The organism is Catenulispora pinisilvae (assembly GCF_015356865.1).
In the GTDB taxonomy this organism is placed as follows: domain Bacteria; phylum Actinomycetota; class Actinomycetes; order Streptomycetales; family Catenulisporaceae; genus Catenulispora; species Catenulispora pinisilvae.
Map to the genome: position 1 here is coordinate 1 of NZ_JAAFZA010000159.1, position 24,206 is coordinate 24,206.

Annotated in this window: 20 protein-coding genes; 13 read left to right on the forward strand and 7 right to left on the reverse strand. The window is 70.1% G+C overall.

All coding sequences use genetic code 11. The annotated features are described in order from the left end of the window. Positions 1 to 1,111 (forward strand): GGDEF domain-containing protein (locus tag IZR01_RS33105; protein WP_194926151.1); only part of this gene is annotated, 1,111 nt, incomplete at its 5' end. Positions 1,112 to 1,214: 103 nt separating this feature from the next. After that, complete coding sequence (locus tag IZR01_RS33110) at positions 1,215 to 3,842, forward strand: penicillin acylase family protein (RefSeq protein WP_323747168.1); 2,628 nt, start codon at positions 1,215 to 1,217, stop codon at positions 3,840 to 3,842. 27 nt (positions 3,843 to 3,869) lie between these two features. On the opposite strand, the gene IZR01_RS33115 is transcribed toward IZR01_RS33110, so the two are convergent. The 3 genes from IZR01_RS33115 to IZR01_RS33125 all read right to left on the reverse strand — a co-directional run bounded on the left by IZR01_RS33115 (position 3,870) and on the right by IZR01_RS33125 (position 6,876). Continuing rightward, positions 3,870 to 4,997 carry a DUF2332 domain-containing protein gene (locus IZR01_RS33115; RefSeq protein ID WP_194926152.1) on the reverse strand — a complete coding sequence of 376 codons (1,128 nt, stop codon included), beginning with the start codon at positions 4,995 to 4,997 and terminating at the stop codon, positions 3,870 to 3,872. Between the two features lie 80 nt (positions 4,998 to 5,077). Beyond that, complete coding sequence (locus tag IZR01_RS33120) at positions 5,078 to 5,884, reverse strand: SAM-dependent methyltransferase (RefSeq protein ID WP_194926153.1); 807 nt, start codon at positions 5,882 to 5,884, stop codon at positions 5,078 to 5,080. Positions 5,885 to 5,979: 95 nt separating this feature from the next. After that, a complete protein-coding gene (locus IZR01_RS33125; protein WP_194894483.1) occupies positions 5,980 to 6,876 on the reverse strand; it encodes a Sco1979 family transcriptional regulator in 897 nt (298 codons plus the stop codon). Positions 6,877 to 7,195: 319 nt separating this feature from the next. Here IZR01_RS33125 and IZR01_RS33130 point away from each other — a divergent pair, with 319 nt between their 5' ends. From IZR01_RS33130 to IZR01_RS33165, 8 genes are all read left to right on the forward strand, one after another. Continuing rightward, positions 7,196 to 8,416, forward strand: coding sequence for an MFS transporter (locus IZR01_RS33130; RefSeq protein ID WP_194926154.1), 1,221 nt, complete (start codon positions 7,196 to 7,198; stop codon positions 8,414 to 8,416). A gap of 152 nt (positions 8,417 to 8,568) precedes the next feature. After that, complete coding sequence (locus IZR01_RS33135; protein WP_194894480.1) at positions 8,569 to 9,792, forward strand: alpha/beta hydrolase; 1,224 nt, start codon at positions 8,569 to 8,571, stop codon at positions 9,790 to 9,792. Between the two features lie 84 nt (positions 9,793 to 9,876). After that, a complete protein-coding gene (locus tag IZR01_RS33140; protein WP_194926155.1) occupies positions 9,877 to 11,121 on the forward strand; it encodes an MFS transporter in 1,245 nt (414 codons plus the stop codon). Positions 11,122 to 11,123: 2 nt separating this feature from the next. Beyond that, positions 11,124 to 11,567, forward strand: coding sequence for a cupin domain-containing protein (locus tag IZR01_RS33145; protein WP_194926156.1), 444 nt, complete (start codon positions 11,124 to 11,126; stop codon positions 11,565 to 11,567). Between the two features lie 38 nt (positions 11,568 to 11,605). Continuing rightward, positions 11,606 to 12,070, forward strand: a complete 465-nt coding sequence (locus IZR01_RS33150; RefSeq protein ID WP_194894477.1) for a PPOX class F420-dependent oxidoreductase — start codon at positions 11,606 to 11,608, stop codon at positions 12,068 to 12,070. A gap of 143 nt (positions 12,071 to 12,213) precedes the next feature. After that, a complete protein-coding gene (locus IZR01_RS33155; RefSeq protein ID WP_194926157.1) occupies positions 12,214 to 13,341 on the forward strand; it encodes a TIGR03364 family FAD-dependent oxidoreductase in 1,128 nt (375 codons plus the stop codon). A 152-nt stretch (positions 13,342 to 13,493) separates the two neighbouring features. Next, the gene (locus IZR01_RS33160; RefSeq protein ID WP_194926158.1) at positions 13,494 to 14,456 is read left to right on the forward strand and encodes an oxidoreductase; all 963 of its coding nucleotides are present in this window, start codon (positions 13,494 to 13,496) and stop codon (positions 14,454 to 14,456) included. 354 nt (positions 14,457 to 14,810) lie between these two features. Next, positions 14,811 to 15,860 (forward strand): hypothetical protein, encoded by a 1,050-nt coding sequence (locus IZR01_RS33165; protein WP_194926159.1) that lies wholly within the window; start codon positions 14,811 to 14,813, stop codon positions 15,858 to 15,860. A gap of 24 nt (positions 15,861 to 15,884) precedes the next feature. Here IZR01_RS33165 and IZR01_RS33170 read toward each other — a convergent pair whose 3' ends face one another. Both IZR01_RS33170 and IZR01_RS33175 read right to left on the reverse strand, forming a co-directional pair. Next, positions 15,885 to 17,084 (reverse strand): nuclear transport factor 2 family protein, encoded by a 1,200-nt coding sequence (locus tag IZR01_RS33170; protein WP_194926160.1) that lies wholly within the window; start codon positions 17,082 to 17,084, stop codon positions 15,885 to 15,887. Positions 17,085 to 17,140: 56 nt separating this feature from the next. Beyond that, on the reverse strand, positions 17,141 to 17,998 hold the full coding sequence (locus IZR01_RS33175) for a LysR family transcriptional regulator (RefSeq protein WP_194926161.1): 858 nt from the start codon (positions 17,996 to 17,998) through the stop codon (positions 17,141 to 17,143). A gap of 70 nt (positions 17,999 to 18,068) precedes the next feature. On the opposite strand from IZR01_RS33175, the gene IZR01_RS33180 reads away from it, so the two are divergent. Further along, entirely contained in the window at positions 18,069 to 18,386 is a 318-nt protein-coding gene (locus tag IZR01_RS33180) for a hypothetical protein (RefSeq protein WP_194894471.1), read from the forward strand. Between the two features lie 57 nt (positions 18,387 to 18,443). On the opposite strand, the gene IZR01_RS33185 is transcribed toward IZR01_RS33180, so the two are convergent. Then, complete coding sequence (locus tag IZR01_RS33185; RefSeq protein WP_194926162.1) at positions 18,444 to 18,956, reverse strand: L,D-transpeptidase; 513 nt, start codon at positions 18,954 to 18,956, stop codon at positions 18,444 to 18,446. Between the two features lie 82 nt (positions 18,957 to 19,038). Continuing rightward, a complete protein-coding gene (locus IZR01_RS33190) occupies positions 19,039 to 20,199 on the reverse strand; it encodes a serine hydrolase domain-containing protein (RefSeq protein WP_194926163.1) in 1,161 nt (386 codons plus the stop codon). Between the two features lie 109 nt (positions 20,200 to 20,308). Between IZR01_RS33190 and IZR01_RS33195 the strand changes: the two genes are divergently transcribed. Both IZR01_RS33195 and IZR01_RS33200 read left to right on the forward strand, forming a co-directional pair. Further along, positions 20,309 to 20,920, forward strand: a complete 612-nt coding sequence (locus IZR01_RS33195; RefSeq protein WP_194926164.1) for a TetR/AcrR family transcriptional regulator — start codon at positions 20,309 to 20,311, stop codon at positions 20,918 to 20,920. Positions 20,921 to 21,161: 241 nt separating this feature from the next. Beyond that, positions 21,162 to 24,206: glycoside hydrolase family 172 protein (locus IZR01_RS33200; RefSeq protein WP_194926165.1), on the forward strand; the 3,045-nt coding region annotated here is incomplete at its 3' end.

Genomic DNA, 24,206 nt, shown 5'->3' on the forward strand with positions numbered 1-24,206 from the left:
CGCCTCCCCGGCCCCGCGGATCCGCCGCCTGCGTCGGGCCCGCGCGCCGCGCCCCTCGGTGACTGCGCTCTGGCAGCATGGCGAGGAGGAGAGCCGCCGCTTTGCCACCCACTTCGCCGGGCAGCTCCTTCTCATCGGCGCGGGGTTGGGCACCTTCCTGACTCTCGTGCTGGGTGTGCGGCAGGGTGTCTTCTCGGCCGGGTGGTTCGGGTTCCTCGCCGCGTGTGCCGTCGCCGCGGCGTGGGGCCTGGCCTACCTGCTGCTGCCCGGCCCGGCGCCGGATCCGGTGCTGCGTGCCACGCCGGCGGCGGCCGCGTTGCTGATCACCGTCACGCTCGCGCTGAACCACAGCAACGCCGCCGACGGGATGCTGCTGCTCAGCTGGCCGCTGCTGTTCGCCGCGTACCTGTTGCCCCGGCGCACGGCGTACTGGACGCTGGCTGTCGTCGTGGCCTGCCTGACCGTCATCCTGCTGGCCGATACCGGGCCCGACCGGTTCTCGGCGTGGGTGGAGACCAGCACGTCGATGGTGCTGACGCTGGTGGTGATCCGGCGGGTGCGGGATCAGGCCGACCGGCTCAAGCAGGCGCTGGCCGAGCAGGCCAGCACCGATCCGCTGACCGGGCTGAGCAATCGGCGCGCGTTCGACGAGGCGCTGGACCGGGAAGTCACGCGGCAGCGCCGGACCCGGGAGCCGCTGTCGTTGCTGGCCGTGGACGTCGACCACTTCAAGAGGATCAACGACACCTGGGGCCACGCGGCCGGGGACGACACCCTGGCCGCGCTCGGCGAACTGCTCCCGAGCCTGGTCCGGGCCAGCGACACGGTCAGCCGGATCGGCGGTGAGGAGTTCGGCGTCCTGCTCCCGGACTGCCCGCCCGGCCAGGCCCGGCTCCGCGCCGACTCCCTGCGCGCCGAGGTCCACGCCGCCTCCCGCACCTGGCCGCACCCGGTGACCGTCAGCGTGGGCGTGGCCACCCTGCCGGACTCCGCCGACGCCCTGGACGAGCTGGTGGTCGCCGCCGACACCGCGCTGTACGCGGCCAAGGAGTCCGGACGCGACCAGGTACGCGTGGCACCGGGGCGGTCGCGGCGCGAAGACGTGCCCTGAGACGCCCGGGCAAGCCATGGACACGGTCAATAAATGCCAAAGCCCACTTCAGCATGCCCCCTGGCTATTCCCAACGTGGCCCGCGGAGCCGTAACCTGCCGCGGTGCAGACCGACGACGATCTCCCCGAACCGCCGTCCCGCGACGGGTCAGAGCCTGAAGCCGAGCCCGCGGCTGAGCCTGAGTCAGAACTCGATGAAACCGCCGAGCCACCTCACCCTCACCCGCGCCCCCGCCGCCGCCGCTTCCGCAAGCTGAAGATCACCGCCGCGATCCTCGCCGGTCTGCTCCTGATCGTGGTCGGCGCCGGCGCGTGGTGGGTCGACGACGCCATCCACGCCTCCTCCCCGCAGACCTCCGGCACGCTCCGCGTCCCCGGCCTGAACGCCGGCGTCGAGGTGGACCGCGACGCGCAGGGCGTCCCGCAGGTCTACGCCTCGACCTCGCACGACCTGTTCTTCGCCCAGGGCTACGTCCAGGCCCAGGACCGCTTCTGGCAGATGGACGTCTACCGGCACATCACCGCCGGCCGGCTGTCCGAGATGTTCGGCTCCGACCAGGTCGACACCGACAAGTTCATCCGCACGATGGGCTGGCGCACGGTCGCCGAGCAGGAGTACGCCATCCTCAGCCCGGCGACGAAGGCGTACCTGAACGCCTACTCCGATGGCGTGAACGCGTATTTGAAGGATCACAAGGGCTCGAAAGCGTCGGTGGAATACGCGGTCCTCGGGTTGCAGACCGACTACACCCCCTATGCCTGGACGCCGATCGACTCAGTGTCCTGGCTCAAGGCCCTGGCCTGGGACCTGCGCGACAACATGCAGTCGGAGATCGACCGCGCGCTGTCCTCGCAGAAGCTCACCCACGACCAGGTGGACCAGCTGTTCCCGCCCTACCCGGCTGACCACCCGGCGATCGTCGATCAGGGTGCTGTCGTGAACGGCGCCTTCGACCAGAACGCCACGCCGCCTGCGGACGACCCGGCCGCCGGAGCGGCGCTCCCGGCCGGCGCGGCGAGCGCCCTGTCGAACCTCTCGCACACCGTCGCCAACCTCCCCGGCTACCTCCAGCCGGACGTGGACGGCGTCGGCTCCAACTCCTGGGTGGTCTCCGGCAGCCTCACCACGACCGGCAAACCGCTGCTGGCCAACGACCCGCACCTGTCCCCGGAACTGCCCTCGATCTGGTACCAGATGGGGCTGCACTGCACGACGCTGACCGCGGACTGCCCCTACGACGTCACCGGTTTCACCATGCCCGGCACCCCCGGCGTGGTGATCGGCCACACCCCGACCGTGGCCTGGGGCTTCACCAACGGCACCGAGGACGTCAGCGATCTGGTGCTGGAGAAGGTCAGCGGCGACAGCTACGAGTACGACGGCAAACAGCTTCCCCTGACGGTCCAGCGGGAGACCATCAAGGTCGCCGGCGGCAAGTCGGTCCCGATCACCATCCGCTCCACGAATCAGGGCCCGTTGGTGTCCGACGCCGACAAGGACATCGCCAGCGCCGGCAACGGATACGCGGTCGCCCTGCGCTGGACCGCGCTCACCCCCGGGCACACCGCCGACGCCCTGTTCGCGCTGGACCGGGCGAGCGACTGGAACTCCTTCCGGGCCGCGGCGGCCAACTTCGCCGTGCCGTCGCAGAACATGATCTACGCCGACACCTCCGGCAACATCGGCTACCAGGCCCCCGGCCAGATCCCGATCCGCAAGAGCGGCGACGGCCGCTGGCCGGTGCCGGGCTGGACCGACCAGTACGAGTGGACCGGCTTCATCCCGTTCGACCAACTGCCGAGCGTGCTGAACCCCAAGGCCGGGTTCGTGGCCACCGCCAACAACCCGGTCATCGGATCGCAGTACCCGTATCTGCTGTCGGAGGACTTCGACTACGGCTACCGCGCCAACGAGATCACCCGGCGCATCCAGGCCGCCACCGCCGGCGGCCAGAAGATCGACGCCGCCGGGATGCGGGCGATCCAGGCCGACACCCGCAACGAGTTCGCGTCCGTGCTGGTCCCCTACCTGACACGGCTGCCGGCCTCGGCGAAGAAGCAGACGCGAGCCGCCGCCGCGCTGTTCGACGGCTGGGATGATTCGACCCCTGACACGTCGGCCGCCGCGGCCTACTTCTACGAGGTCTGGAAGTTCCTGTGCCAGGACGCCTTCGAGGCGAAGTTGCCGTCGTCGGTGGACGTGGACGGCGGCGATCGCTGGTTCGCCGTGGCCACCTCACTGCTCCCGGACGCGTCCAGCTTCTGGTGGAACGGCGACCGGGACGCGATGCTGGCCAAGGCGATGGACCAGGCCGCGGCCGAACTGACGTCGCAGCAGGGTTCTGATGTTCATAAGTGGCAGTGGGGCAAGATGCACAAGCTGACGCCCACCAACCAGACCCTGGGCACCGGCGGCCCGTGGTTCGTGAAGTGGCTGGTGAACGGCGACCCGGTGGCCGTGTCCGGCGGCACGTCGGTCGTGGACGCGACCGGCTTCGACATCGCCAAGGACTTCTCGGTCGACGAACTGCCGTCGATGCGCATGGTCGTGGACCTGTCGGACCTGGACGCCTCGACGTGGGTGAACCTCACCGGCGCGTCCGGGCACGTCGACGATCCGCACTACCTCGACCAGCTGCCGCTGTGGCGGACGTTCCAGACGCTACCGTGGCCGTATTCGAGGTCTGCGGTAGTGGCGGCCACCAAGGACAGGTTGACGTTGACGCCGTGACCTTGATGCCGTGATCTTGACGCCGGATCACAGCCATTCCAGCCAGGTGCCGTGCGGGTCGACCTTCGCCAACGCGGCGGCGGTCGGCGCTTCGGCAGCGGTGGAGTCGGCAGCGGTGAAGTCGATGAAGGACGCCGCGACGTAGCCCTCGTTGCCCGGCGCCTGGACGCCGAAGATGCGGCCGAAGCGGTGGTCCTCGTTGAGGACGAGCATCAGGTCGCGGGTCGCGGCGAGCTCTGCGACCTGCTCGGCGAAGGTCATCCGGTCGGCGTCGGCCAGGTAGGGCAGGACGTGGGAGGAGACGACGACCACGACCGCGTCCTGCGGGGCCTGGGCGACGGCCGCCGGGAGCAGGTCCAACAGATCGCCGCGCCGCAGGTCCAGACCGGCCTCGCGGGCCTGGGCCAGCGCGGCCTCCAGCCGGGCCAGGCGGTCCAGGTGCTCGGGCCAGACGCAGGCCCGGAGCCAGTCGGTCTGCTCGGTGTCGGCGGCGCTGATCGGGTTGCGGTCGATCCCGACGCGGGAGGCGATGCGCAGCGGGGTCGCCAGCCACTTCGGGACCGGCTTGTCGCCACGGACCTCGGCTTGCAGGAGGAGTTCCGGGGTGGCGGGGTCTGCGAACTCGAGCACCGAACCGTCGGGCTGGTCGTAGCGGTAGCCGTAGCGGTCCGGCAGCAGCATCAGACCACTGCTACAGCCCACCTCGACCAGCGCGATCTCCCGGTCCCCGGCCCGCTGCTGGGCCGCGGTGAGGGCCGGGCGGAGCATGGCCGCGCGGCGCGCCTCGTTGGTCTGCGTGACGTGCGTGGAAGTCAGGGCCCGTAGTTCGGCGTCGCGGCGGGCGGTGAACTCCCGGAACGTGCCGGTCAGCTCCGCGTCCGGGGTCCTGGTGCCGCCGAGCGAGGGGTAGTACGCGGCGAGCGCCGCGTCCGCCTCGTTCGGGACGTTGCGCAGCAGGAAGTGGACCGAGGCGAACAGCAACAGCGGGAGGCGTTCGGTCGGCGGCGCGGCCAGCAGGGCGGCGGCGAGTTCGGGCTCTGTGATGAACGCGTTGTTGAGGTGTTCGTAGAGCGGCGAGGTCCGGACGGCGTTCATGCCGCGGAAGCCTTCGAACACGGGGACGAGGTCCCGTGGCGTGCCGTCAACATCGGTCATGCGATCACTGTAAGGCCGCCGAGATCCCTTTTCGCGGACCGTCGGCGAGCCCCGGGTGCGGAGAAGATGCCCGGCTACTGCTACGGCTTACGCGCCACGGCCCCCAGCACCGCCTGCTCCACCGGCGTGCCGATGTCGGTGGTGTCCGGCCGCCACAGCGGGCAGGAGACCAGGCCCGGCTCGACGAGTTCCAGGCCGTCGAGGTAGCCGGCGATCTGCTCGGGGCTGCGCAGGTTGTACGGGACGGCGCCGCTCTGGTTGTAGCGGTTGATGGCGTCCTGGTACGCGGCGTTGGTGTCGGCGCCGTCGCGCACCACGAGGTAGCTGCCCGACGGCACCGCGCCCATCAGCTGCTCGACGATCTCCAGCGCCCGCTCGTACCGGTCGACGTGCGCCAGGATCCCCTGCAGGACGATGGCGACCGGTTCGGACAGGTCCAGGGTCTGGGCGGCCCGGGCCAGGATCGTCTCGGGGTCTTCGAGGTCGGCCTCGATGTAGTCGGTGGTGCCTTCCTCGGTGCCGACGAGCAGTGCCTGGGCGTGCGCCAGGACCAGCGGGTCGTTGTCGACGTAGACGATGCGCGAGCCGGGCTCGATGCCCTGCGCGATCTCGTGGGTGTTGTTCGCCGTGGGCAGGCCGGTGCCGACGTCCAGGAACTGCCGGATGCCGGCCTCGGCCGTCAGGAAGCGGACCGTGCGGACCAGGAACTGCCGACCGCTGCGAGCCAGATCGACGATCTCGGGGAAGACCTGGCGGAAGTGGTCCCCCGCCTCGCGGTCGACCGGGTAGTTGTCCTTGCCGCCCAGCCAGTAGTTGAAGATCCGGGCCGAGTGCGGAACGCTGCTGTCGATCTGCGGGGCCGGCCGGTGCTGCGTCTCGTCGGTCATGAGGCCATCCTGCCCTGAGGTCCACTCCGAACGGAATAAGAGCCCTGGGATGTACTTGAGATCCGCCTCGGGTCGGCCGCCGATCGCGTAGGGAATCAATACCCTTCGATCAGCCGGGTGAGGAACGCGACGGTCTCCGAGGGCGTCAGCGCCTGGACGCAGAGCTGGTCCACGACGGTCGTGTAGGCGTCCAGATCCTCACGTTTGTCCAGATACGCCGCCCCGGTCAGCTGCTCCAGATAGACGATGTCGGGCAGGGCCGGCTCGGCGAAACGCAGGATCGTGAACGGCCCGGCCGCCGCCGGACCGCCGCGGGCGAACGGCGCGACCTGGACCGTGACGTGCGACAGCCGGCACAGCTGAAGCAGATGCGTGAGCTGCGCCCGCATCACTCCCACCCCGCCGGGCTGGCGACGCAACGCGGCCTCGTCGACGACTGCCCAGATACGGGGCGGTTCAGCGCTGTGGACCAGCCGCGCCCGGTTCATCCGCAGCCGCACGCGGCGCTCGATCTCCTCGGCGGACGCCAGCGGATAGCCGTCGCGGATGACCGCGCGGGCGTAGTCCTCGCTCTGCAACAGGCCGGGGACGAACTGGGCCTCGTAGCAACGGATGACCGAGGCGGCCTCCTCCAGACCGACGTAGACCTCGAACCAGCCGGGCATCAGATCGGCGAAACCGTGCCACCAGCCGTGCGCGTTGGCTTGGGCGGCCAGGGTGAGGATGGCTTCGCGCTCGGTGTCGTCGGCGACGCCGTAGAGGGTGAGCAGGTCGGCCACGTCGCGACGCTTGAAGCTGACCTGGCCCAACTCCATGCGGCTGATTTTCGTGTGGGAGCAACGGATCTCGTAGCCGGCGGCGCCGCGGGTGACCCCGGCGGCGATGCGCAGGCGGCGCAACTGCGAGCCGAGCACCATGCGCATGACGGTCGGCCCGCTGTCCTCGCACCCGACAAGCCGATCGACCGAGTGCTCAGCCGGTACCGAGCTCATCCGTGCTCCCAGTGCTGGTGCGCCGCGACCCGGGCTTGTGGCCCGCCGCGGTTCGTCGTTGTGTCCCCCTAAGGGTAGTCGCTGACGCGGGTTCGGTGTGACGGGGTGTCAAGAGACTGATTTCTAGCACTCACGGGAGGAGAGTGCTTGCGCGCGGACCGGTGGCGTGCCAGAGTCGGCTAGCACTCTGGGAGTGAGAGTGCTAACACAAACGCCTGCGAGTGGGGTCGACATGGGCGGCGGCAAAAGCACGGCTGGCAAAGGAAGCACGGCCGGCAGCGGCAGCAGCGCGAGCAGCGACAGCAACAAAACCGCGAGCATGCTCAGTGTCCTGCGCATCCGCGACTACCGCCTGCTCCTCACCGGCCAGTTCCTGTCCAGCATCGGCGACTGGCTCCTGCTCGTCGCAGCCCCCTTCTTCGTCTTCCGCCTGACCGGTTCCACCATGGCGACCGGCCTGACCGAGGCCGCCGAGACCGTCCCGGCCGTGCTGCTCGGGCCGGTCGCGGGCGTGTTCGCCGACCGGTGGGACCGGCGGCGCACGATGATCGCGGCCGATCTCCTGCGCGCCGGCGCCGTTCTCCTGCTGCTGTTGGTCCACACGCGCGGCGAGGTCTGGATCGTCTATGCCGCGCTCGCTCTGGAGTCGACTTTCGGCCAGTACTTCGGGCCCGCGCAGCGTGCGCTCGTCCCCAACCTCGTCGGACGCGGACCGGAGCTCAGTGCGGCGAACTCGCTGGGGCAGTTGGTCGGCGGGACGATACGGCTCGTCGGCGGGCCGTTGGGGGGCGTGCTGTTCGCGTTCGCCGGGTTCGGGACGGTGGTGGCGATCGACGCGGCGAGCTACATAGCCTCGGCCTGCCTCATTACCCTGATTCACTTCAGGCCGAGCCACAAAGAGGCGCCAGCCGCCGGCACCGCACGCTCCCCCCAAGCCACAGCCCGCTTCACCGAAGACTTCCGCATCGGCATCGGTCACCTGCGCCGCACGCCCGGCCTCCGCACACTGTTCGGCGTCGCAGCAGTCTTCTTCACCGGCAACGCGATCCTCACCGCGCTCCTCGTCCCGTACCTGCGCGCCATCCTGGACACCGGCGCCCAGAGCCTCGGCGTCCTGTTCGGCACTCTCGGTCTCGGCTTCCTCCTGGGCGCACCCGCGAGTCGGCTGGTCGTCGGGCGCGCGTCCGACCGCACCACTATCGCGGCCAGCCTGGGGGCGCTGGCCGTCGTCTTCGCGGTGACGTTCAACGTGCCGCATCTCGCGGGGGACGTGGTCCTGTTCACGCTCATCGGGCCGCCGGCCGTCTGCTTCCTGGTCACCGCCGACACCTCGATCACGCGCCGGACGCCGGATCGCGTGCAGGGCCGGGTCAGCTCCGCCTACCTCGCGGTGCAAGGGCTGGCCACGCTGAGCGGCCTGGTCGGCGGGTCGCTGCTCGGGCAGGAGTTCGGGATCGTCGCGACCATGGACGCCGCCGCCGGGCTGATCGCGGTGTCGGCCGCGTGCGCGCTGCTGCTACCCCGGGATCGACGGGAATAGACAGGCCGCGCGAGGTTCAAACCCCGATGTGACCGGGATCTCATTTGATCGCCTTGTCTCATGAAGTTCTCATATGGGACAGTACGGACGATAGTGTGCGAGGCCCCGAGACTGTGCCACGCCATACGTGACTCGTCCCGGAAGGCCCTCCCATGAGCCTGACCAGCACTTCGCTGCTCATCCTCGCGGCGTGCGTGACCATCGGCGCACCGGTCGCCACCTATCTGTTGTGGAACCGGGCGCGCGGCCCGCGCCCGGTGCGCGCCGCCAGCCGGCTGGGGCTGATCGGCCTATGCCAGGCGACGATGCTGTTGCTGGTCGGGCTGCTGATCAACAACCACTACGACCTGTACGCCTCGTGGGGCGATCTGCTCGGCGACGACGGCGGCGGGCCGGTCGCCGTGCACCAGGCCACCCGCGCGGCCACCGACCTGAACCAGAGCGGCACGCCGGCGACCGACCCGAACGCGGGCCGGCAGCCGCAACTCGGTTTCGGCGGCGGCGGGCAGTCCGCGCACGGCACCGCGCCGAACCCGGCGGGCGCCGCGAACCCGGCGAACGTCCCCAAGCCGGTCTTCGTCCCCGGCGGCCACGGCACCCAGGTCGCGGCCTTCCGCGGCCCGCTGTCCGGCATCGGCGGGAACGGCGGCGACGTCGCGGTCTGGCTGCCGCCGCAGTACCACCAGGCCGCCTACGCCAACACCCGCTTCCCGGTGATCATGCTGTTCCCGGGCTACCCCGGCTCGCCGGCCGGCTGGTTCAGCGTCCTGGACGGCGGCGGGGTGCTCCAGCAGATGCTCGCCAAGCAGCAGGCCACGCCGTTCGTGCTGGTCGCGGTGAACGTCAACCAGAACGGCCAGAACCTCAACTGCTCCAACATCCCCGGCGGCCCGCAGATGGCCACGTACATCGCCGAGGACGTGCGCACCATGATCGAGGCGAACTTCCACGTCTCCGACAAGCGCACCGGCTGGGGCCTGATGGGCTTCTCCGACGGCGGACTGTGCGCCGGCAAGCTCCTGGTGCAGTACCCGCAGTACTTCCGCTCCGCGGCGCAGATGGCCGGGGACTCCACGCCCGACGGCCGCCAGGTGGTGCGGGCCGGGACGGACGTCGTGGACCAGAACTCCACGCTGTGGCTGCTGACGCACCGCCACCCCGGCCCGGACCAGCCGGTCAGTCTGCTGGCGGCGGTCTCGGACCAGGACACCGACTCGCTGCCGGTGGCGTTCCAGTTGCAGGCCGCGGCACCGGACATCGTGTCGGTGTCAGAGCACGCACACGGTGCGCACAACCCGGCGGTGTGGCGGAGCTGGCTGCCCGAAATGTACACCTGGCTCAGCCAGCATCTCGACAGCGCGCAGCCGGCCGGATAGGCCGTCGCCGCCCCCACTTTGGTTGTGAAAGAAAACCACCCCCGCTAATCTGGTTTTCTTCTACTACCACTTTGGGGGTGCGCCATGGGCTTCGCCCTGCTCCTGGCAGTGGCCGGCGGCCTGTCGGTCGCGAATGTCTACTACGCGCAGCCGCTGCTGGCCCCGATCGGCGACGCGCTGCACGTCAGCGCCGGGAGCCTGGGCCTGACCACGGCGGTCACGCAGTCGGGCTACCTGCTCGGCCTGATCCTGCTCGTCCCGCTCGGCGACCTGGTGGATCCGCGCAAGCTGATCAGCTGGCTGGCCTTCGCCGCCGGGATCGGGCTCACGGCCGCCGGGCTCGCCGACGGACCGGTCACGTTCTTCGCCGCGTGCGCCGTCGTCGGGGTTGCGTCGGCGGTCGTGCAGGTCATCGTCGCCTACGCGGCGGTGTCGAGCCCGCCGGAGCGACGCGGCCGGGTGCTGGGCATGGTGACCAGCGGCGTCGTGCTCGGGATCCTGTTGGCACGCACCGTTTCCGGGCTGGTCGCCTCCGCGCTCGGCTGGCGCGCCGCGTTCCTGCTCCCGGCCGGGGTGATGGTCGCGATGGCCGCGGCCTTGAGCCGACTGCCGTCACGCCGCCGGACGCAAGCCGCGCCGGTCCCCTACCGCCGCCTCATCACGTCGGTCTTCACCCTCACCGCGCGGAACCGTACCTTCCGTATCAGGAGTCTGCTCGCCTTGTTCCTGTTCGGGTGCTTCGGCGCGCTGTGGGGCTCGGTCGCACTGCCGTTGGCCGAGGCGCCGTGGCACCTGTCGACGTCCCAGATCGGCCTGTTCGGGATCGCCGGGGCCGCGGGGGCGCTCAGCGCGAGCGGCGCCGGACGACTCGCCGACCGCGGACGCGCGCCGCTGGTCACCGGGGTCACGCTGGTCCTGCTGCTGGCGTCGTGGGCGGCGATCGGCACGGCCGGGTTCTCGCTGCCGCTGCTGGTCGTCGGCATCGTCGTCCTGGACTTCGCCGGCCAGGCCCTGCACGTCACCAACCAGCACCTGATCGTCGCCGACGACCCGACCGCGACCAGCCGCGTCATCGGCGGCTACATGGTCTACTACTCGCTCGGCACCGGCGGCGGGGCGATCATCGCCACAAGTCTTTACGGCGCCTGGGGATGGGGCGCTGTCTGTACCTTCGGCGCGGCGATGGCGGTGCTGGCGTTGGCGGTGTGGCTCTATGAGCTGATTCGCCCGACCGCAGGAGTGAAGCAGGTGTCGGATCACACGCTCTCGGCCACGCCATCGGTAAACTCGGCCAAAAGCCGCCATATCAGGACTCATGCAAGGAGCTGACCATGCCGAGGGTCGATCGCCGGTTCGCGTTCGCCGGTGCCGTCACCGCCACCGCCGTGACCACAGTGCTCACGCCGGGCATCGCGAGCGCCACGCCCGCGTCCGGGGTGTCGGGCACGGTCATCGGCAAGACCACCATCTTGGGCGCGGACTCCGTCCACCAGCAGATCACGATCCAGCCCGGCGGCAGCACCGGATGGCAGTGGCACGACGGGACGCTGGCGGTGTACGTCGAGCAGGGCTCGGTGACGCACAACGACGCGAGTTGCACGGCGACCGACGTCTTCAGCCAGAACACGTCGTTCGTGGAGGCCGGCGGCGCGGACAACGTGCAGATCGACCGGAACCTGGGGACGACACCGGTGGTGCTGGACGTGGAGTACACGAATCCGGCGGGAAGCCCGTTGGCGCAGGACGCACCGAATCCCGGGTGTGGGTTCCAGTAAAGTCGTGACCACCCCCACCCCTAAGGCGGTTCCCTGACATGCCCCGCACCATCGCCACCAACACCTCGGTCGACCTCGAGGCGCTGCTCGACTTCGTCCGCCCCCGGCACCGGGCGCTGCTGATCACCCGGCGGGCCGACGGGTCGCCGCAGGCGTCGCCGTTGACCTGCGGGGTCGACGACTCGGGACGGCTGGTCATGTCCACGTACCCGGAGCGGGCGAAGACCACGAACGCGCGGCGGGAGGCGGCGGTCAGCGTCGTGGTGCTCTCGGATGAGTGGAACGGGCCGTGGGTGCAGATCGACGGTGACGCCGAGGTGCTGGACCTGCCGGACTCGGTGGAACCGCTGGTCGAGTACTACCGCAACATCGCCGGTGAGCACCCCGACTGGGACGAGTACCGCCAGGCGATGGTGCAGCAGGGCAAGTCGATCATCCGGGTCACGCCGCGCCGGTGGGGGCCGGTGGCGACCGGTGGTTTCCCGGCGCGGTTGGCGGACTGAGCTCGGGGTGCGGATCGCGGTACCTGTCCTGATTGGACGGGCTCCGTTAACCTGACGTTCCGACCGCGTTCCATTTTGTCGGCGCCGCTCGTCCTAGCTTGCCGGGCAAGATGATCAGCGACGTGCCTAGGGACGGGACACATATGGCGGAGCCGGGTTCGGAATCAGTGGACGTACTCGTCATCGGAGCCGGCATCGTCGGGTTGGCGTGCGCCTACGAGGCGGTGGAGCGCGGACTGTCCGTCGCCGTCGTCGAGCGCGACGACCGGGCAACCGGCGCCTCCATACGAAATTTCGGCCACGCCTGCGCGACCGCGCAGTCCGGCCCCGCGCTCGGCTACGGCCGGGCGGCCCGGGTCACCTGGCTCCGGCTGGCCGAGGCGGCCGGATTCTGGGCCCGGCGCACCGGGACGTTGATGGTCGCGCGCCACAAGGACGAGCTCGCGGTGCTGGAGGAGTTCTCCGGCCTGCGCGGCGAGGAGGCGCGGATGCTGACCGCCGAAGAGGTGGCCGGGCACGCCGCGTTCGGCCCGGGTGTCGTCGGCGGCGCCTGGCTGCCGCAGGACCTGCGCGTGGATCCGCGCGAGAGCGTCCCGAAGATCGCCGAATACCTCGCCGCCCGCGGGGTGCGGTTCCACTGGGCCACGACCGCGCAAGTGATCGAGCCCGGACGGGTCCAGACCGGCCGGGGCGAGCTGCGCGCCGACCGGATCGTCGTGGCCACCGGGCACGACGTAGACCGCCACTTCCCCGGCCTGGCCGCCGAGCACGGCGTCCAGCGCTGCGCGCTGCGCATGCTCCGCGTCGACAACCCGACCGGCCGGGGCATCGAACCGGCCGTGCAGACCGGCTTCTCGATGCTCCGCTACGGCGGCTTCGCCGAATGCGCCTCGCTGCCCGCGCTGCGCGACCGGCTCACCGGCGAACACCCCGACCTGATCGGCATCGGCCTGAACCTGATGTTCACCCAGCGCCCCGACGGCACGCTGACCATCGGCGACACCCACAGCTACGCCGGCACGCACCTGCCCTTCAACGACGAAGAGCTCGACGCCGCGGTCCTGCGCGAGACGGCGCGGCTGCTCGGCGCGGAGCGGTTGACGGTGCGCGAGCGCTGGCGCGGGGTCTACGCTTCGGCGCCCGAGCCGTTCCTGAACGCCGAACCGGCCGAGGGCGTGCGGGTCGCGGCCGTGACCGCGGGGGTCGGGATGACGACCGCGTTCGGCTTCGCACAAGAGGTCATGGCAGGCGTCGTCGGGAACCGCGCGTAGCGCCGACAGCGCTGGTAACGCCGGTAACACCGGCAACGCGAGTAGAGCTGGACACGCGGGTCTCGCGGGTCACGCGCATCAGGGAGGGTCCGCTCAGACCCTCCCTGGCAGGGCCTGGTTCACCCGGATCCACCCTGCCTACGCTTTAGATCATGACCCGTACGCAAAAGCCCATCGGCAGCGGATTCAGCGCTGCCAGCACCGCCCGTGAAGTGCTGGACGGAATCGACCTGACCGGCCGGTTCGCCGTCGTCACCGGCGGCGCCTCCGGCCTCGGCCTGGAGGATGTCAGTGCCCTGTCCGCCGCCGGGGCGACCGTGCTCGTCCCCGCCCGGCGCCCGGACGCGGCCCGCGCCGCCCTGGCCGAGGTGGAGCGCGTCGAGGTCGCCGAGCTCGATCTGGCCGACCTGGACTCGGTGCGCGCGTTCGCCGCAAGTCTCCTGGATGACGGCCGAAGCATCGACTACCTCATCAACTGCGCCGGTGTGATGGCCGCTCCGCTCACCCGCGTGGGGCCGGGCTGGGAGCTCCAGTTCGGCACCAACCACCTCGGCCACTTCGCCCTGACCAACCTGCTGTGGCCGGCGCTGGTCGCCGACGGCGGCGCCCGGGTGGCGGCGTTCTCCTCGCGCGGCCACAAGTTCTCCGACATCCGCTGGGACGACCCGCACTTCGAGGGAGACTACGACCGCTGGCAGGCGTACGGACAGTCGAAGACCGCGAACATCCTGTTCGCCCTGCACCTGGACACGCTCGCCGAATCATCCGGCGTGCGGGCGTTCTCGCTCAACCCCGGCGGCATCCGCACCAACCTCCAGCGCTACGTCGAGCCCGAGGACGCGATCGCCCTCGGTTGGGTCGACAGCGACGGCAACGACCTCATCCGCTGGAAGTCGGTCGGCGCCGGGGCGGCGACGGCGGCGTGGGCGGTGAGCGCACCGGCGTTGGACGGCCTTGGCGGGCTCTACCTTGAGGACTGCGAGGTCGCAGAGGTCGTGGATCCGGAGGCGCCGGACGCCATGCGGGCCGGGCTGCATCCGTGGGGAGCCGACGCGGAGGCCGCGTCGCGGCTGTGGACGCTGTCGGCTGAGCTCACCGGGATCAACGCGTTCTGATCTGGCGATCCGCTGAAGCGATGACTCGTTTACTCGGTCCTTAGGCGCGCATTGGGAGTATCGACAACGCACACGAAAGGAGTCGAATATGTGTGGTGTCGAATACTTCCAGGTGCGCGCGTGCTGAATCGCCGTCGCCTGCTCGGATTGTCAACGATGGCGGCCGGATTGGCGGCCACAGGTGTCGCCGGCTGTGGTTCGGCTGCGCCCGCGGCCTTGCCGGCGACCGCTCCGGCAGGCGATTCCACTACGGATCCCGGCGGTGGCGCCAGCGGCAGTGGCGGTAGCAGCAGCCGCAGTGGCGCCGACACCGCTCCGGCCACAGGCCATGTCTCCGCGCCACCGCCGGTCAACGTGATCGCCGCCAACCTGAACCAGGATCTTGATCTGCTGGACTTCGCACAGTTCCAGGCGATCTCGGCGACCTGGGTCCGCGGCTTCTACCTCATGCAGAACGCCGACCAGGGCGACGTGGCCGGCCAGCCGGGGATGAAGAAGCTGACCGCGGCCATCGCCGGCGGTTACGGCACCGTGCTGAACCTGAAGTTCGACTACGAGCAGGGCCTTCCGGACGTCGGCAGCAGCGCGATGAGCGTCGCCCTCACGCGCCTGGACAAGGTCCTGGCGGTCGTCCTGGGCAAGGTCGACATCGTCGTGATCGGCAACGAGCCGTTCTTCGAATGCGGCCAGAAGACCGGCAATCTCAACGCTTTCTACGAAACCGTCGCGCAACACGCGATCGACTATCGGAAGCAGCACGGCGCCTCGGCCGGAAAGACGCAGATCTTCATGGGTGCCCTCACCGATTTGGAGAACCCCAAGAAGAGCAATGTCCCACTCATCAATCGCTGGCTCGATTATGTGAAGGGCAACCCGGACATCGCCGGGACGGACTGTCATCCGCACGTGGCCTCGATGAGCGACTGCCAGCGCTACCTCGACTACATCGTCCCCCGGATCCGGCCGGACCAGAAGTTCCTGGCCACCGAGTTCTCGCTGGTCAAGCTGTACCAAAAACACCTGTCCGACCCGGTCCCCGCCGCGTTCACCACCAAGTACCACCTCCCCGCGGGCACGCTGGTCTGGCAGGTCGTCGGCGACGCGATCGCGCACCCCTTCGCGCAGCAGGAATGGAACGACTTCCTGTTGTCATGCCCCTGGTTCTCGGGCAACCGCGACATCATGGCCCAGATGGCTGCGGCCTTCCGCCAGACCGGACGGCTGGCGGTGGCCGGTTACGGCATCACGCAGGACGCCGGTGCGGTGCAGGACTGGGGCCCGGGCAAGACGCCGTGGGTGTTCAACAGCATCTTCTGCCCGGAGGTCACCCAGCCCGGCGCCGACGGCCTGCCCGGTCAGAACCTCACGTGGGCGAGCGAGTTCCGGTCGCTGCAACAAGCGTGAGGTGACACGCGTGAGGTGACGCTGTCACGAGTGCCGGTGATAGGCCTTGTTCGCGATCCGCCATCCGTCGCCCACGTGCACCAGCAGGAAGATGTCGGTGAAGGTGTCCGGGCCGTGCTTGAGCGTCATGCCGGCGGAGGCGACGCTGCCGTGCACCCGGACGCTGTCGATGCGGCGGGTGCGGGTCGGCTCGTCCTCGGCCGGCTGACCGTCGAACATGGCGCAGTAGTCGTCGAGCGGCCACGAAACGAAGACGCCGTCCCGGATGCCTTCGATGTGCGCGCTGCCGAGGAACGCCTCGCGGAAGTGGGCCGGGTCGCGGGTGGCGTGGCCGCGGATGTAGGCGCGGAGTGGTTCGAGTACGGCTTCGAGCACAGCGTCGTCCACAGCGGGAGCGGTTGCGGCAATGGCGATATCGGCTTCAGGGCCGGCAGGCGTGTCGGCCAGTTCCGCCGCGCTGGGCAGAGGCTTGTCCGTCGCGTCAGCCAACAGCGCCATGTCCTTGGCCAGCGCGCCGATCGTGAACGTGGCGTCGGCAGTTCCGGCGGTCCCGGTCGCGGTCGCAGTCGCGGACGGCTCGGTGAGGAGGTCCCGCTTGCGCGCGACCAGCCCGCCGAACGAGCCGAGTTCGAGAACGTCCAACGCCGCGGCCCTGGACAGCCCCAGCGCATCCGCCTGCTGCAATGAGTCACGAAGTCCGAGGACGGCGCCGGCAAGGGAGGAGTTCGCGACCAGCTTGAGGGCTGCGGCGGTGGCCGCGTCGTCGACGCGCTGGACCGTACCGAGTGCTTCGAGGACCGGCCGGACGGTATCAAAGGACTCTGTGTTACCGGCGGCGAGGATCCGCAGTGCTCCGTTCGCCACCGCCGGACCGGAACCCAGCACAGGCGCGTGGACGTAGTTCGGGCCGAAGCGCGCGGCGAGTGCGGCGGCCTCGGAGGGAGCGACAGTGCTGGTGTTGAGCACGACCGCGTCCGGCCTCAGGAAATCGCGGACCTGGTCGAGGACCTGCTCGCAGGCCGCTGCGTCGAACAGGCACAGCAGCACTATGTCAGCCTTCTGTACTGCCTCGTTCGCCTCGCCCGCCGGCTCCACGGCACCGGCTGCCGCGTGGCCGGAACGGGTCCAGCCGATGACGTGCCAGCCCCGCTCGGCGAGGCGGGTGGCTATCGGGGCGCCCAGCCGGCCCAGGCCGAGGACGGTGATGGTGTGCGGTGTCGTCATGGTGCCGAGCGTGCAGTATCGTCAGACCTGCGACAAACGCGTATCTCGCAGATCAGCTATGCGTAGGGCGCATGGCTCGGCTTCAAGGTCAACGCGGCGGCCACGAACGAGGCGACCAGCGGCCGGGAGTCCTGCGCGTTCCAGGCGAGCACGAGATGGCTGGGTGCCGCGTCCGCGATCGGGACGCGGACCAGGCCCGGCGGGAGCACCGGAACGAGCGAGCGGGGCAGCACGCCGACCATCCGCTCCGCGCTGATCAGGTGCAGCAGCTGGATCACGTCGCCGACTTGGGCCCCGGCGCCTTCCCCGGAGGAGGCATAGTCCCACGGCGGCAGGGGCTCCCCGACGAGGTCGGCTAGCCGTACCGAGGCGCGGCCGGCCAACCGGTGTGCCGCCGGGACGATGAGGACGCGGTCCTCGGTGTACAGACGCTCGTAGGCCAGGCCGTCGAGCGGGTCGAACGGGGCGAAGAGCAGGCCGACATCGGCTCGGCCGTCGAGCAGGAAGTCGGCCCGGTCGGTGGGGCCGCTGAACAGGATGTCCACGGGCCGGGCGTCCGGTTGCGCGGCGTAGGCGGCGACGAGGCCGGACAACAGCCCGCCGTCCCCGCCCGGCTTGAGGATGAGCCGCAGGTGGGCCTGGCTGCTGCCGGCGTTCTGCGCGTGCCGGACCGCGGCGCCGACCGCGTTGAGCGCGTGCCGGCCGTGCTCCTGCAACGCCATGCCCGCTGCGGTCAGCTCGACGTGCCGGCTGGAGCGGACGAACAGCGCGACGCCGAGCCGGGTCTCGATCCGCCGCACCGCCTTGGACAGCGCCGGCTGCGCGATCGAGAGCCGGATCGCCGCCCGGCCGAAGTGCAACTCGTCCGCGACCGCGAGGAAGTACTCCAGCTCGCGGGTCTCCAACTCACTCATGCCTCCAGGTTATCGCCGAAGAGCGAAGAGGTCTTGGACACCGGAGGTCTGGACCGCCGAGAATCGCAGCATGATCCAGCACACCATGATTGTCTCGTTCACCGAGTCGCTGCCCGACGGCGAACTCGATCGATACCTCACGGACATCGAACGGGCCCTCCTGGCGACCGGCCACGTCCAGTCCGTCGCCAGTGCCCACCACATCGCCGTCCCCGGCGAGGAGCAGATCCCCGCACTGATCGCCACCGCGATCGTGCAGGTCTCCGTCGCCGACCACGAGGCGCTGACGAAGACCTTCGCCGCACCGGAGATCGGCGCGGTGATCGACGAGTGGCGCGGGCGCCACCCGTACAAGGTCGGGTGGGCCAACCACGAGCCGCTGGGGTGAGCGTGCGGCGTGGGCGGGCATCGTGCGATGCCCGCCCCCGCTGATGCCGGCGGCCGGTCACGTCCCGGGCTTGCGTCCCCAGACGTAGACGGCCTCGCCGAGAGTCGTCGCCGCCCACAGCCGCCGGGCATCGGCGACTCCGATGTTCACGCAGCCATGGGAGCCCGGCCCCCGCGACAAGTCCTCGGCGACTCCGTGGATCGCCTGGCCGCCGCTGAAGAACAGGCTGTAGGGCATCGGCGAGGAGTACTCGTTCGACCAGTGATGTTCGTCGCGCCGGAAGACGTGGAACCAGCCGGTCCGGGTGGCGTCGCCGCGACGGCCCGACCGGATCGGGACCGACGGGAACCCGGTCTTGCCGTTCTTCTGCACCCACAGCCGTTGATGGCTCAGGTCGACGCAGATGACCGGCGCGGGGTGTTTTGGACAGCCGGTGCTGCCCGGAACGGTGTTGCCCGGAACGGTGCCGACGGCCTGGGCGGCGAAAGCGGAGCCGGGGAGCAGTAGCGAGGCTGTGAGGACACTGATGGACGTCGCCATCCTCAGTAAGCCGACGAGTGAGCGTGACATGAGGGATAAGTTATGTGTTATCCGGTCCAACCGGCCGCCGACACACGGCTAGCCGGTCCCAGCCTCTGTCTCAGCCTCCGGCTCACCGCCCCAGAGCCGCCCCCGCACCGTAGATGGCCGCAATAAGCCGATCATTCTCCGGCCCCGGCGCCGCGGGGAACGGCATCCGACCGCGCGTGTATCCGTAAGCGATCCCGTTGCGCGGATCAGCGAACGCCTGCTGCCCGCCCGCGCCGCTGTGCCCGAACGAGCCCTGGCCGAGCTGCGGGTAGTACTCGGAGGTCGCGTGGAATCCGACCGTGAAGGCGCGCGGCATCCCCAGCACCACGTCTGGCCCGAAGGACTGGATCTGGCCGACCTCGGCGATCGTGGCCGGCGTCAGCAGCGGCGCGGCGCCGTCGACCGCGCTGATCGCGACCGCGTACATCTTGGCCAGGCCGCGGGCCGAGGCCACGCCGCCGAATGAGGCGGTGCCGAGGGTTCGGACCGGCTGGAGGTTGGGCAGTTCCCAGACCTGCGGGGTGTGCGGGTTGGTGCGGTTGAAGGCGATGCCGTTGATGCTGGTCGGGCTCTTCGCGGTGCGTGCCAGTTCGGCCAGGCGCTCGGGGGTCACGTACATCGGCAGCGTGGGGCGGAATCGCGATTCGTGGGCGGCGGGCAGGCCCAGGCGGAAGTCGACGTCGTGGGCGGCGGTGATCCGCTCGGTGAACAGTTCCTGGACGCTACGGCCGGTGGCCCGGCGGATCACCTCGCCGCTGAGCGCACCCATGACCAGCGCGTGATAGCCGAAGGCGGTGCCCGGTCGCCAGTAGGGACGTTGCGCGCCGAGCCGCGCCGCCACCACCTGGTCGTCCGCGAGTTCCTCAAGGGTGAAGCCGGTGTCGGCGCCCACGAGGCCGGCCCGGTGCGCCGTCAGCTCGCGCAGAGTCAGGTCGCGCTTGCCCTGGACCGCGAACTCCGGCCAGTAGTGGCTGACCTTCTGGTCGTAGTCCAGCACGCCTTCCTGGACGAGCAGGGCGACGACGAGGTGTACGGCGCCCTTGGACGCCGAGTACGCGCCGAAGAGCGTGTCGGCCTCGGTGTCCGGGCCGGTCCACAGGTCCACGACCTGCGTGCCGTCGCGATAGGCCGCCACCTGCGCGTCGTAGTCGGCGCCTTGTCCCGCCGCGATCGCCGCGAACTCGGTGCGTACCGACTCGAATCCGGGCGCCACCGTGCCCCGGATGTCAGCATGCTGCGTCATCGTGTCCTCCCAACGCGGAGTGCCGCCGCGTCTCGACGACCTCCGGTTTCAGCGTACCCCATTTAGTGACCGCTGGTCACTAATCCCGGACCTCGATAGGGTCCTGTCCATGGCCGAGTCAGCGACACCCAGCCCGCGCGCCGGACGTCCGGGGCGCCAGGGGCGTCCGGGACGTCCCGCGCAGATCAGCCGCGAGCAGATCGTCGACGCCGCACTGGCCGCGCCGAACCTGGACGCGCTGACGATGCGCGAGCTCGCGGCCCGGCTGGAGGTCAGCCACGGCGCGCTCTATCGCTGGGTGAGCAGCCGGGACCAGCTGTTCGACCTGATCAACGAGGTGATGATCGAGCGCGTGCTGCCCCCGGCCCGCGCGGCCGGCCAGCCCTGGCGCCCCTGGCTCACCGAGGTGGCGCGCGGCATGCACGAGGCGTTCCTGGCCGTCCCCGGCTACGCCACCCGCATCTCGCGCCCGCACCGGCACACGCCGAACGCGTTCGGGCGGTTGCGCGAGGAGGTCACCGCGGCGTTCGCGGACGCCGGCGCCACCGGCGAGCTGGCCGAGCAGAGCTGGTACATCTTCATCACGTGCCTGGTCAGCTGGCTCGCGGTCCAGGAGAACCCGCTGGACCTCGGCCAGAGCAGCCCGCGGTTCGAGCTCTTCCTCGACGTGCTCCTGCGCGGGCTGCCGGCTCGGGATATTCAGCAGCCTGACACCGACTGACATCGACAGTTGAACTCATTGTCGAGCATGCCGGGATAACCCCACACTGTTGTTCTGGAGCGGAAGCGACCGTAGCCCGCCCGCCCCTCATATTACTTCTCGCCTCCCTCGGTTCGGCACGACCCAGCCCCGTGTTCCTCGAAGGGAAGACTTTGTCATGCCTCGAATATCGAGTGCACCGTTGCCACGACCCGCCCGGCGAAGGCCGGCGCCGCACCGCCGACGCCTGCTGGGCGCCGCCTTGAGCGCGCTGCTCCTGGCGACGGCCGCCCTGTCCCTTCAGCCCGCCGCGGCCTCGGTCACCTCAGCCTCGGTCACCGCGACCAAGAGCACGGTCGGCTGGGACACGTACCGCAACCTGGATCAGCTCCCTTACTTGACCGACGGCGTCAGCACGCGCCAGTTCTCCAGCTTCGACCGGCAGCAGGCCAACAACGACAAGGGCAACAACCTCGGCCCGGCGCCGGGCGGCGGCACCCTGCTCGCCGCGCACTCCGGGCCCGGCGAGGTGGACGCGATCTGGATGACCGGCGGCGTGAGCCCGGCCGGCGACCTGCGCATCGTCCTGGACGGGAAGACCGTCGTCGACCACGCCGCCGCCGACATCTTCAACGGCGGCCTCAAGGCGCCGTTCACCTACCCGCTGGTCGCCAACGACAGCCAGAGCTCGGGCGGGTTCTACATCGAGGTGCCGATGCCGTTCACGTCCTCGATGCAGATCAGCACCGACGCGGACCCGGGCTACTACCACGTCGCCTACCGCACCTTCCCCGACGCCACCGGGGTGAGCACGTTCGATCCGACGGCCGCGGCCTCGGACGCGGTCGGCACGCTCCAGCAGGCCGGGGACTCCGATCCCAAGGCCGCCGTGAGCGGCGCGACGAGCACCGGCGGATCGTTCCAGGTGCTGCCGGGGCAGACCAGCACCATCGCCAGCGGCACCGGGAGCGGCCAGATCACCGCGCTGAACCTTCAGATCCCGCATCTGTCGCATCCCACGACGACGCCGATCACCGATGACGGCGACTCGTTCCTGAAGGGCGGCGCCAGCACCTTCACCGTCAGCCTGAATCCGGCGAACACCGGGATCCGGATCACCCGCCGCTACGACCCGCACGTCGGGAACCAGCAGGTGAGCGTGACGGTCAACGGCGCGGCCGCGGGCCAGTGGCTCAACGGCGCGGCCACGGCCGCCGCCGGCCAGTGGGCCGACCAGACGCTGGCGGCTCCGGCGTCGGCCACCGCCGGGAAGTCCAGCGCGACGATCGTCAACACCTGCCTGGCCACCGACCTGGACTGCAACGAGTTCACGTACTGGATCGACGAGCAGGTCGGCGGGGTCTGGCAGAGCGCTGACACCGTCGACGTGGGTCCGGAGCACGCCGCGACCGAGGCGGCGCACCACTATTCGTTGACCAAGCCGAACTGGTCCGGGACGCAGATATACAGCTACCCGCTGCCGGCAAGCGTCACCGACACCGGCGACGCCTTCGGCGCCGGCCAGTCCTCGACGTTCACCGTCGCCGTCGACCCGGCCAACAACGGGGTCCGGCTCACCCGCCGGCTCGACCCGAACGTCGCCGGTCAGGTCGCGGCCGTCAGCGTGGACGACACCCAGGTCGGCGACTGGACCGCCAACCCGCAGGAGCCCAACGGCTCGTGGCTGGATGAGTCGCTGGAGATCCCGGCCTCGGTGACGGCCGGCAAGAGCAGCATCACGATCTCCAACACCTTCGTGTCCTCCGCCAAGGACTTCAACGAGTTCTCGTACTGGGTCGACAGCCACATGCCCACCGGGATGGAGCGCACCGACGAGTTCAGCGTCGGCAACCAGGCCGCCGCGACCGCGCACCACTACAGCGTCAGCGGGACCCCGACCTTCGCCGGCGGCCGTACCAACTCCTACCCGAACCAGGACCAGGCGCTGGCCTCGGCCCGCATCCGGATCAGCTTCGACGGCGTGCAGACCGTGGACGCCCCGCTCGGCCAGTTCTTCGGTTCGAACACCGACACCGCCACCAAAACCCTGATGAGCGCGATCGACCCGCGTCCGGGCGGGCTGCTGAGCTCGTGGTGGCCGATGCCTTACGGCAGCGGCTATTCGATCAGCATCTACAACGCCTCGTCCCAGCCGTTGACGTATGGCGACTACTCGCTGACCACCGCCGCCGATCCGCACTGGGCCACAGATCTGGCCGACGGTGCCGCAGGATACTTCCATGCGACGGCCAACAGCGGGGCGACCACCCCCGGACAGGACTGGACGTTCCTGAACACGACCGGGCACGGGAAGGTCGTCGGCGTCGTCGCGGCGATGAACGGTCCGACCAGCCGCGGGACGCTGGAGGGCGACGAGCGCGCCTACACCGACGGATCCCAGTCCCCTGAGATCAACGGCACCGGTACCGAGGACTACTTCCAGGGCGGCTGGTACTTCAAGAACGGCCCCTTCACGCTCCCGGTCAACGGCGAGAGCGGCGACGAGGCCAACGGCACCGGCGACTGCCCGAGCGGCGTGGACTGCACCGCGGCCTACCGGCTGCTGCTCAACGAGGCCATCCCGTTCAGCTCGAAGATCCGCTACGGCATCGAGCACGGCGGGCACGACGACGTCCAGTCCACCTACACCACCACGGCCCTGTGGTACGGCAGCACGACCGCCGCCGAAGCCCAGACCGACAGCATCACGCTGGGCAACGCCGCCAGCGAGAGCGCGCACGACCTCACGGCGGTCGGCACCGGCGCCTCGGCCGACGCGCTGACCTCGGACTACGAAGGCAACGACGGCACGCCGGTCGAGGTCTCGCAGTGTGTTGACGACAGCGCCGCGGCGACGACGTTCACGCTCCAGGTGAACGGCGCGAACCAAGGCGTGGTCCTGCAACGGACCAGCGACCAGGACGCCGGCGGCCAGAGCGCCGCCGTCAGCTTGGACGGGACCGCGGTCGGCACCTGGCTGGAACCGCTGGCCAACCCGTACCACCGCTGGCTCGACGACGAGTTCACCATCCCGGCCTCGGCGACCGCGGGCAAGACGTCCGTCACGGTGACGATCACGCCGCACGCCGGGTCGCCGTGGTCGGCCGCCGGGTATCGCGCCGTCTCGATCATGCCCGGCGGGGTGTCCGCCGCGGCGGCCAAGGCGACCGCCACGGCCATCCCGACACAGAGCACTGAGACCGAGGTTCTCTCAACACAGACCTCTGCGAACGCCGGAACACCGGCCTCGGCATCGGGACCGGCTTCAGCCTCGACCACCACGTCCCCCGCCACCACGACCCCGGCC